Annotated in this window: 8 protein-coding genes; 2 read left to right on the forward strand and 6 right to left on the reverse strand. The window is 44.9% G+C overall.

All coding sequences use genetic code 11. The features are described 5' to 3' along the window. Nucleotides 1-415 precede the first annotated feature (415 nt). Together ACEW9J_RS05630 and ACEW9J_RS05635 are read left to right on the forward strand one after the other, a co-directional pair. Nucleotides 416-1,588 carry a D-alanine--D-alanine ligase family protein gene (locus ACEW9J_RS05630; RefSeq protein WP_373544157.1) on the forward strand — a complete coding sequence of 391 codons (1,173 nt, stop codon included), beginning with the start codon at nt 416-418 and terminating at the stop codon, nt 1,586-1,588. A gap of 160 nt (nt 1,589-1,748) precedes the next feature. Next, the gene (locus ACEW9J_RS05635; RefSeq protein WP_373544158.1) at nt 1,749-4,493 is read left to right on the forward strand and encodes a class I SAM-dependent DNA methyltransferase; all 2,745 of its coding nucleotides are present in this window, start codon (nt 1,749-1,751) and stop codon (nt 4,491-4,493) included. A 132-nt stretch (nt 4,494-4,625) separates the two neighbouring features. On the opposite strand, the gene ACEW9J_RS05640 is transcribed toward ACEW9J_RS05635, so the two are convergent. The 6 genes from ACEW9J_RS05640 to ACEW9J_RS05665 form a co-directional block, all read right to left on the reverse strand. Beyond that, nucleotides 4,626-6,002 carry an MATE family efflux transporter gene (locus ACEW9J_RS05640; RefSeq protein ID WP_373544159.1) on the reverse strand — a complete coding sequence of 459 codons (1,377 nt, stop codon included), beginning with the start codon at nt 6,000-6,002 and terminating at the stop codon, nt 4,626-4,628. 83 nt (nt 6,003-6,085) lie between these two features. Continuing rightward, nucleotides 6,086-6,895, reverse strand: a complete 810-nt coding sequence (locus ACEW9J_RS05645; RefSeq protein ID WP_373544160.1) for a prohibitin family protein — start codon at nt 6,893-6,895, stop codon at nt 6,086-6,088. Nucleotides 6,896-7,097: 202 nt separating this feature from the next. Beyond that, nucleotides 7,098-7,934: a formylglycine-generating enzyme family protein gene (locus ACEW9J_RS05650; RefSeq protein WP_373544161.1), complete on the reverse strand. Its 837-nt coding sequence runs from the start codon at nt 7,932-7,934 to the stop codon at nt 7,098-7,100. A gap of 34 nt (nt 7,935-7,968) precedes the next feature. Next, the gene (locus ACEW9J_RS05655; protein WP_373544163.1) at nt 7,969-8,910 is read right to left on the reverse strand and encodes a serine hydrolase; all 942 of its coding nucleotides are present in this window, start codon (nt 8,908-8,910) and stop codon (nt 7,969-7,971) included. 147 nt (nt 8,911-9,057) lie between these two features. After that, entirely contained in the window at nt 9,058-10,074 is a 1,017-nt protein-coding gene (gene thiL, locus ACEW9J_RS05660; RefSeq protein WP_373544162.1) for a thiamine-phosphate kinase, read from the reverse strand. A gap of 37 nt (nt 10,075-10,111) precedes the next feature. Continuing rightward, entirely contained in the window at nt 10,112-10,534 is a 423-nt protein-coding gene (locus tag ACEW9J_RS05665) for a DUF4440 domain-containing protein (RefSeq protein WP_373544164.1), read from the reverse strand. Nucleotides 10,535-10,821: the final 287 nt, after the last annotated feature.

A 10,821-nucleotide genomic window follows, 5' to 3' on the forward strand; every position in this document is an offset into this window, starting at 1 on the left:
ATTCTCACTCGATCGCCAGATTCAAGCGATCGAGTGCAAGGGTTTTGAGCCTTTCAAAGTCAAAACCTTGCACTTAATTTCTGAAAAAAGGCTCAAAACCCTTGCAGTGATTGGCTTGCTGAGATCTTCAGCAAGCCCTACATAGGTTGATGTAGGGTGTGTTAGGCACAAGCCGTAACGCACCAAGGTGGATCGCATCGGAACTGATTGATATAGCAATCGCCTTGACAATTAAAGCACTAGAGATCTGAGTCCGCGTAGGCGGACTTTGCATCACTAGCAACGATTTCAATCGTTGTGCTGCGAGGAACGTCGAGGCTTATCAAAACCTAAGATCTAGATTTCGGATCGACTAATTTGCCAAGAATTCGGTCAAACGATCGTAAAATGTTGTTCGGTACGATCGGCAGATGAAATGAAGAAGAAAAACCTCGCAGTCCTATTCGGTGGGAGATCCGTCGAACACGAAATCTCCGTGATTACAGCACTCCAACTGATAAACGTCATCGATGTTACCCAGTACGAGATTATCCCCGTCTACATCGCCCAAACCGGACGCTGGTACGTTGGCGACAATCTGCTCGACAAAAATTTTTATCGTCGCCTCCCCAACTCCGTCACAGAAGCTCAAGAAGTCGCACTCCTACCCATCGCTGGGAGCAAAGGACTTACCTACCTCACTCACCACACCGATATTCTCCCTGTTGATATCTACTTCCTCGCCTTCCACGGTACCTTCGGCGAAGATGGCTGTATTCAGGGGATGCTAGAGATGGCGGATGCGACATATACAGGCTGTGGGGTGCTTGCGGCTGCGCTGGGCATGAATAAATATCAGTGTAAAATGATGCTCAAAGCGGCGGGGATTCCCGTTTTACCTGCGGCACTGATCGATCGACGCGACGCTCAAAAAAGCCTTGCAGCCGTGCGAGAACAGATATTCGCCACCCCAGGATTGGAGCAACTTCCCTTATTTGTCAAACCTTGTAATCTGGGTTCGAGTATCGGGATTGGGGTTGCTAAAGATGAGCGGACATTAAATGCTTGCTTGGTAAATACGTTTAGATATGATAGTCACGCGATCGTCGAACCTTGCGTCAAGGATATTCTGGAAGTTAATGTCTCCGTATTAGACGATGACGAAATCACCGCATCTGTCATCGAGATGCCCGTCTCCCTCAGCGGTGTCCTCACCTTTGAAGAGAAGTATCTGCGCGATGATGGTGGCAAAAAGACAGGCGGTAACGAATCGCAAGGGATGGCGAGTTTGTCCCGCATCATCGACCCCCCAGACCTCAATCCCGCACTCAAACAAGCTGCTCTAGACTATGCAAAACAAGCTTTTAAAGTATTAGGCTGTTCGGGTGTATCGCGGATCGATTTTATCATCGATGCGAGTTGCGACAAGCTTTATTTCAATGAGATCAATACGCTCCCAGGTTCGCTATCTTTTTACCTGTGGGTAAAGTCCAATCCGCCGTTGGTATATACCGAGTTATTGAATCGCATCATTCGTCAAGCCGAGAAACGTCAAGTTACTAAGCTCGCACTCAAACGTCAAGAGGGTATGCGGGCATTATTTAAGTAATGGTGTGATGTGCGATCGAGATTAAGTAGGTAGGTTGGGTAGAGCGTAGCGAAACCCAACATTCACAGATAGCTGGTGAAGAGTGTTGGGTTTCACCTTCGTTCAACCCAACCTACAAATCCTACTAAGTCTCGCTTATCAATTATCAATTAATTTAAAGATGCCATTAAGCTGGAACGAGATCAAAAGTCGGGCGATTGCCTTTTCGCAGGAATGGGAGCATGAAACTTCTGAAGATGCTGAGGCTAAATCTTTCTGGGATGGCTGGTTTCGAGTATTTGGAATTTCACGGCGACGGGTGGCGACGTTCGAGCAATCGGTCAAAAAAGCAGATAATAAACAGGGTTTCATCGATCTGCTGTGGAAAGGAACGATCTTGGTAGAGCATAAATCGAGAGGGAAAAGTCTCGATAAAGCCATGCAACAGGCAAAAGACTATTTCCCTGGATTGAAAGAACACGAACTACCGAAATATATTTTAGTTTCGGATTTTCAAAAATTCAGGCTTTACGATCTAGATACTGATACGACGACAGAGTTTGAACTCAAAGACTTGGTGCAGTATGTTCATTTATTTGGGTTTATTGCTGGATATGAGCAGCGCACCTATAAAGATTCCGATCCTGTCAATATCGAAGCTGCCGAATTGATGGGCAAATTGCACGATCGATTGGAGGAGATTGGTTATACTGGACACGATCTAGAAGTATATCTAGTGCGATTGCTATTTTGTTTATTTGCAGATGATACAGGGATTTTTGAGAAGGGGATCTTTTGGGAATATCTGGATTTACACACCAAATCAGATGGCAGCGATTTGGCGATGCACCTCGCTTCGATCTTTCATGTCTTGAATACACCTAGAGAAAAACGACTAAAGAATCTAGATGAGAATTTAGCACAGTTTCCCTATATCAATGGCAAGCTATTTGAGGAAGTCTTGCAGCCTGCGGCGTTCGATCTCAAAATGCGCGAGATGTTGTTAGAGGCTTGTGCGCTGGATTGGGGGAAGATTTCACCAGCAATTTTTGGCTCGATGTTCCAAGCGGTAATGAACCCGAAAGAACGCCGCAATCTTGGCGCACACTATACATCTGAAAAGAATATCCAAAAGCTGATTAAACCGCTATTTTTAGACGATCTATATCTAGAGTTTGAGAAGGCGAAGAGTAGTCGAGGTAAGCTGCAAGCCCTGCATACAAGGATTGCCACTCTACATTTTCTCGATCCTGCTTGTGGCTGTGGAAATTTCTTGATTATTACTTATCGGGAGTTACGAGATCTAGAAATCCTGATTTTGCTGGAGTTAAATAAAAGTGGTCAGTTGGTGACTGATATTAGCTCGATTATTCAGGTGGATGTAGACCAGTTTGCAGGGATTGAATACGATGAATTTGCGGTGCGGGTAGCTGAGGTGGCAATGTGGCTAATCGATCACCAAATGAATATTAAGGTGAGTAATCAGTTTGGTCAATATTTTGTGCGACTACCATTAACAAAGGCGGCGAAGATCGTACATGGTAATTCGTTGCGGATTGATTGGGAGACGGTTGTAGCTAAAGAACAACTAAATTTCATTTTAGGGAATCCACCATTTATTGGGAAAACTTACCAAGACGCGCAACAAAAAGCAGATATGGAGAGCATTTTTGTAGGTGTAAAGAGTGCAGGATTATTAGATTATGTAACGGCTTGGTATATTAAGGCGGCTCAGTTTATCCAAAACACAAATATTTGCTGTGCTTTCGTTAGTACAAATTCAATTTCTCAAGGAGAACAAGTTGGCATTTTATGGCAAGAACTATACAATAATTATCAAATAAAAATTCATTTTGCACATCGCACTTTTAGTTGGAGCAATGAGGCGAGAGGAAATGCTGGTGTACATTGTGTAATTATTGGTTTTGGCTTACAGGATGCAATAAATAAGATAATTTTTGATTATGTGGATATTAAAGGTGAGCCAACAGAGCTAAAGGTCAAGAATATTAATCCTTATTTAGCCGAAGGAAACGATATAGTCATCTTAAAAAGAACTAAACCACTATCTAATGTGTCTGAAATGAAAAATGGAAGTAAACCAGCAGATGGTGGATTTTTAATCTTAACCAAAGAACAAGCTCTTGATTTGTCAACTAGAGAAAGTATCGCTGGAAATTATTTAAAACAGTATATCGGCTCGGATGAGTTAATAAATGGTAATTCTCGTTACTGCTTATGGTTACAGGGTGTTTCTCCGACTAAGCTACAATCTATACCCTCTGTTTTAAAAAGGGTTGAATCTGTCAGAGAATTTAGATTGAAAAGTGTAGATAAAAGCACTCAAAAATGGGCTAATTTTCCTTCATTATTTCAAGCAAATAGACAGCCAACAACTAGATATCTGGCAATTCCTGAAGTCTCTTCAGAAAGACGTAAATATGTACCAATTAGCTTTTTGGATTCCAACATTATTGCAAGTAATAAAATTCAGCTTATACAAGATGCTACATTTTATCTATTTGGCATTCTTACCTCTGAGATGCACATGACATGGGTAAGGTATGTATGTGGACGATTGAAAAGTGATTATAGTTATTCTAAAGATATCGTTTATAACAACTATCCATTTCCTGAAAATATAAGTGACAAGCAAAAGCAAAAAGTAGAACTAGCCGCGCAAGCAGTTTTAGATACAAGAGCAAAGTATCCAGATAGCAGTTTAGCCGATTTGTACGATCCACTGACGATGCCGCCGGACTTGGTAAAAGCACACCAAACATTAGATAAAGCTGTAGATCTATGTTATCGTCCGCAGGTATTTATAAATGAATTGAATCGGATCGAATTTTTGTTTAGTCTATATGAGACTCTAAATACTCCTTTACTCAAACCTACGAAAAAACAGAAAGTGAAGAAGAATTAATTGGTGAAATTTACTTTGGTTATAGGGGTTTATCAGCAATAGGCATCAAGAGAACTATTAGTAATGTCTAAATTTGAGTGGTGGGCAGTGTCCACCCTACAAAGATTATTATTTGGCTCGATCGATCGAATGTCATGAATGTTTTCTCGATACTAAGTGATGAAAACGCCAGAAGAAGACGATAGCGGAAATACCAATTCCGATCGATTGTCCGATCCACAAACCGCTACCGCCCAATGATGTGTGAAATCCCAACCAGTAGCCACTCGTTAAACCAACACCCCAAAATGCTAACAAGCTGAGAATCATCGGGACGCGGGTATCTTGCAAGCCGTAGAGAGCACCCATAATAATTTTTTGGGGGCCATCTAAAATTTGAGAAATGGCGGCGACTGTCATCATTCCTGTGGCTAAAGTGAGGACATTTGCATTGCGCGGATCGCTAATGTCAATAAAAATACCGATGATTTGCTGAGGAAATGACAGCATAATTATCGCCATGATTATCATAAATCCTAACCCGATCGCCGCCCCGACATAACCAGCCCGAGTCGCCCCAATTCTACTCTCTTGCCCGATCTCATGTCCTACCCGAATCGTGGCTGCATAGGACATCGCCAATGGCACCATAAAGGTAATCGCGATCGTTTGCAATACAACTTGATGCGCTGCGAGTACTTCGGTACCCAATGAACCCATCAAATAAGTAACGATCGTAAACAGTCCAATTTCTAAAGCTGTGGCAATCCCGATCGGTACGCCGACATGGATTAATGATGTTAATATTTGGCGATCGACTCGATAAATTTGCTGAAAGAATCGATAAGTTTTGAGTTCTTTTTGGGTCAGAATATAACCAAGTAAGGTCAGAAACATCGCCCAAATTGCCAAGACGCTGGCTATGGCTAATCCAGCAATTCCCAAGCGCGGACAGCCGAATTTACCAAAACCTAAACTATAGTCACCAATCGTATTAATCATCGTCCCACCGATCGCGATCGGCATGACGATGCGAGTATGGGACATCGCTGTAACGACACTCCGCAGCAGGGAAAAACCCAGGGCGGGAAAAAATCCCCACACCATGATATCTAGATAAGTATTGCCCAAAACTACCGTCGTTTCTGCCTGTCCCAAATAACGCATCAGCAAGTCAATATTGGCAATAAAAACAGAGATCGGGATGGTTAAACCGATGACTAATAAACACCCCTGCCCAACGACGCGCTCGATCTGTTGCTTATTTTCAGCACCATAAGCTGTAGCGACGATCGGACTTACGCCCATTACCACCCCCGTCGCCGTGTACAAAAATACACTAAAAGTCAGTGTGGCTAATCCTCCCGCAGCGAGGGTTTCTAGCCCCATCCTGCCCATCATTAACGTATCGACAAATCCGATCGCGGCTTGGGAGAGTTGAACGCCAGCGAGGGGAATAGCTAGTGTCAGAAATGCTGTGACTTCACGATGAATCGGCGTTCTAGTAAATGTGGAGCTACTTTTATTCATCGGCATTACTGGAACAGTTGACAGTTGACAGTTGACAGTTGATAGCGAGGATTATTTAGGTAGATGGGGAGAATTCTGGTCTGCTAGGTTGTTTTATTTGGATCGATATTGATAAAGGGAAGTGCGCCATTTCCACCCATCACTTGCGGGAATTTACCATCCCATTTATCGATCGCTTGTTTCTGTAATAACTCTGCTGTCAGAGTCTCCCGTAATAGGCGTTGGGCTTCGGCTTGACCCTTGGCACGGTTAATGGTGGCTTCGGCTTCTTGTCCGGCTTCCTGGGCGACGTAGACTGCTCTTTGAGCGCGTTGTTCGGCGATTTGTTTTTCTTCTACTGCTTTGGAAAATTCAGGAGAGAAATCTAGATCGACAACGCTAGTATCGAGGATGATAATCCCGTATTTCTCTAAGCGTTCGCTCAGAGCCAGATCGAAGTCTTGTTTGAGTTCGTCGCGCTTGGTAATTGCTTCTTCTACCGTCCGCCGAGCGGCGGCAATTTTAAAAGACTCTTGAGTTTGGGGGGCAATAATTTTCGAGACAATGTTTTGGAGGGTGCCTTGAGTTCGGCGAATATTCACCACCTGAATGGGATCGAGCCGGAAATTGATCGCGAAACTAGCAGTTAAATCTTGCAAATCCTTGGTAGAACTTTGAGCGGGAACTTCAAATTTCTGCACCGTAATATCGTAGATATCTACCTTACCAGCCAGCGGCGGTTTGAAGTGAACGCCTTCTAGTAGCACGCCATCAGAAGCTTTCCCCAATACACTTACTACCCCAGCCTCGCCAGGATTAATTACCACAAAGGAGTTGAATCCAATAATTACCAAAATAACCACAAAGCCAATGGCTATTATTTGTTTCCAGTCAAACGAATCGCGATTTTGCATAAAATAAGGCTTTTTAAACAGTTGATAGTTGATAGTTGATAGTTGACAGCTTGAATTGGTCAACGAGCATCTAGGCTCTTTACATCAAGTTACTTACCAGTTTAGAACTCGATTCTCCAAAAGAGACGCTAGGCGATCGCGATTTATGTACAGTCTGCTACAAAATTGCAAATAGGCGCAATTCATCAACCCGCCGCTACTCTCAATCTTGCACCACCACCCGCAACCCACAGCCACCAACCCGAAGCCCCGCATCCAAACTACAGCGCACCGCACTCCGACATCCTCGCGCCACATAATCCCAAGCACCTCCACGCATCACCCGCTTTACGCCATCAGTCAAATCAGCAGCCACCGCACTCCCATCTATCGGCGCACCCTGATAACTCGGCTGATACTCATCCAGACACCATTCCCATACATTCCCGTGCATGTCATACAACCCAAAAGCATTGGCGGGGAAACTCCCCACAGGTGTCGCTTGGGCGCGATTTTCGCCTTGAGCTGCGCCACCATAGGGATAATCCCCGTTGTAGTTCGCCAAATCTGGGGTAATAGTATCCCCAAAGTGAAAGGTAGTAGTAGTGCCAGCGCGACAGGCATATTCCCACTGCGCTTCACTGGGGAGGCTGTAATGTTTGCCTGTTTGTTGAGACAATTTATGGCAGAAGTCGATCGCATCGTGCCAATTAATCTTCTCGATCGGGTAATCTATTCCTACTGCATCACCCCGCTCTTCACCCATCACAAATCGATATTGAGCCTGAGTAATCGGGTATTTACCGATATAAAAGGACGGTACTGTAACTTGATGGATCGGTTGTTCGTCTTGATGATGTCGATGGTCGCCCATCATGAATGTACCACTAGGAATTAAAACTAGATCTAGATCGATGCCTTCGCTCAAGCTTTCTGTCATACATGAAGCAGCACCTGGCTGACGATCGATTGTTTCACCATTACTATCGACACTAACTATTTCAAATGTGTGAGTGGTGAGATGAGCTGAGGGAGAATTATTAGTTGTACCGGAAGACATGGTTGTAAGATTGCTGGAGCGTCAATTGATGTATCTAGACTTGAGACATGGCTGTCACAATTCGATCGGAAATGAAGGGCAAGATCTGCCGATTTTGACTACGATCTGTAACCTCAGTAAAGACAATCAAGAGGTAGGGTTGTCGATCGACAAGTTCGATATACGCTACATCATGGCGCACCTGAGATGTCCACCCAGCTTTCGACCAGATTTGACTCTCCGGTGGTAAACCTGCTCCCAGGAAGCCATCTAGCTGATTCTCCTCACCTGAATCGGGGGTGACTACAGCCAAATTGAGATCGCGGTGGAGGAGTTGCATCATTTGACTCGATCGATCTCCACTCACTGCGGCACCGCCGACAATGCTGTGCATGAGTCTGGCTATGGCATCTGTAGTGAGCATATTCCGATTTTCTCGCATTTCACCGACAAATGCCCGTTCCCGTCCGTAGGGGCCATCACTCCAGGTTTTTTGATTGATATTAATCGACTCTAATTCCGCCCAGCCGAGGGATTGATAATAGCGATTGATCAGATTGCGTTGCGCTTGCCAAGTTGTAAATGGCCCCGAGGATAATTCTGGGCCGCTGGTGGTACCTGTGAGGGTATCGACGACTAGGCTGGTAGCATCATTGCTGGAGTCGATTATCATATCGCGGATGGCTCGATCGAGTTCGGCTGAAGGTGTTGCCATACCTTGTTCTAGCCACTCGTGAATTGCTAGTAAATAAAATAATTTAGCGGTGCTGGCTGGATAAATGCGCTCACCACCGCGATGGTTGAATCCTCTGACTGGATATTTCCACAATTCGTCAGCGGTGATGGCTCCGCCTGTGTTGACGGGGATGGGTCGATCGTAGACGATCCAGGTGAGGGCGATTCGATCGGGTTTTAGATCGGGGAATTGTGCCCAGGTGTCTGCGAGTGCTTGTTCGGCGAGGGTTGTTAGTTGGGGGTTGGGTTGATAGAAGGGCATTAAATTAGTTGATAGTTGATAGTTGATAGTTGATATAGCAGCCATATTTGATTTGTCAGAAGATCGTAGGGTGTGTTGTCGCGTCAGCGATAACACACCGAAGAGAATAGCTCGATTCAATAAATCTCATGAATCTTTTAGGATTGCCTAGAAGTGTTGAAATCCTGACTGTCGATTGAGATAAATGGGGGCATCTTCGGTCAGATCGTCGATTAAGATGATATCTGGCGATCGCCCGATCTGACCGATAATTGCAGCACCTCTACCGATTTTCTCGACCAATTCTAGCGCGATCGATTCTGGCATACACAATACTAGTTCAAAGTCTTCGCCGCCGTATAGAGCTGAGTCTAGAGCGGTATCTGGAAACATTTGAGATAATGAAGGAGAGATCGGCATGGTCGATCGATCGAGTACCGCGCCTACTTTACTCGCCTGACAAATCTGGACGATCGCATCTGCCAATCCGTCGCTACTATCCATCCCCGCAACTGAAAATACTTGACTTGCATTCGCATGTAACTGTTCGAGGATCGGGAGAATATCTAGTCTCGGCTGGGGACGTTGGTGTGCTGAAATTAGTATTTCTCGATGCTTTTGGAGATCTGCTCGATCGATGAAGTTACGATCCTGTCCTAATTCAGGATCGAGGAGTAATTGTAATCCTGCGTGGGAGTCACCATGATCGCCCGTGACGACGATCGCATCGCCAATTTGGGCAGTCGATCGCTTGATAATTCGATCCTTTCTCACCGCACCGAGAGCTGTAATCGCCACAGTCGCTACACTCGATCGCGTTAAATCTCCACCAATAATTCCGGTTCCATACCGCTCCAAACAAGCCTGCATTCCCTGATAGAGCCAATCCAGCCAGACGACAGGCAACGTTGGGGGCAAACTTAATCCCACAGTGATTCCCAGGGGTGTTGCGCCCATTGCCGCAAGATCTGATAAATTGGCAGCAACCGATCGCCAGCCGACATCAAAAGCTGTGGTGGTGCGATCGCTAAAATGCACCCCGTCTACCAATACATCAGTAGTTACGACTAACTCGCAACCTATTGGTGGATGCACGATCGCGCCATCATCACCGATCGTATTTGGGAGACAATAGGGCTGAATTAATTTTAATAATCCGCGTTCGCCCAGATCGCTAATCAGCATGTTTGGGAATAGGTATTATGGGCATTGATTAGGAAAATTAATCATCCTTGACGATCGTTCCCTGATGATACAATATCTGCCAACCACTGCTGGAGTATTGCCAGAGAGTAGCTCTTCTTGTCACTCGCTCTGCTTGAATGAGGGTATACGTTAGCAGATAATTATCTGGCGCGATCTTACGACAGTGAAAATCTTTGGTCTGCCAAGTGTTTTCTGGTGCAGAGTGGATACCCCGATATTCTGAGTCCTCATATCGCTTGACTACTTCTGCCAAGACATACTCCCGACTGTAGCGGCGACCAGAGGCTCCGACTTCCCAAAATGCTGAGTCCGTCATGTCCTCAAAATCCTGGCGGGTCGTGCCAAACTCAGGATGATGAAAAATCGGTTCGCGTTGCATCAGCTCGTTTAAAATGTCCGAATATTGAGGCTCGGTAAGGAATTCGGGTGGACAATCCATATACTCATTGGCATCCGCCGATCTGTCCTCTATTGTCTTCTTTTTGTTCATAGTAGTCCCTTTGCGTTCTTTGCGGTAGCCACTAATAAACTCACTCAAACACCAAAAACCTTGGCGTTCTTTGCGTTAAAAAATTCTCAATCGTCAATTAAACCCCGTCCAACTTCAAACCCATAGTTTTCAAAGTATGAGACAATCTGATTCTGAGGAGTAAATTGAGGTCAACGCAAAGATGTTAAGAGTAGACTATGGTCGTTGGGCACAGACAGCTCAAATGTTGAGAGAAC

Source organism: Chamaesiphon sp., assembly GCF_041737865.1.
In the GTDB taxonomy this organism is placed as follows: domain Bacteria; phylum Cyanobacteriota; class Cyanobacteriia; order Cyanobacteriales; family Chamaesiphonaceae; genus Chamaesiphon.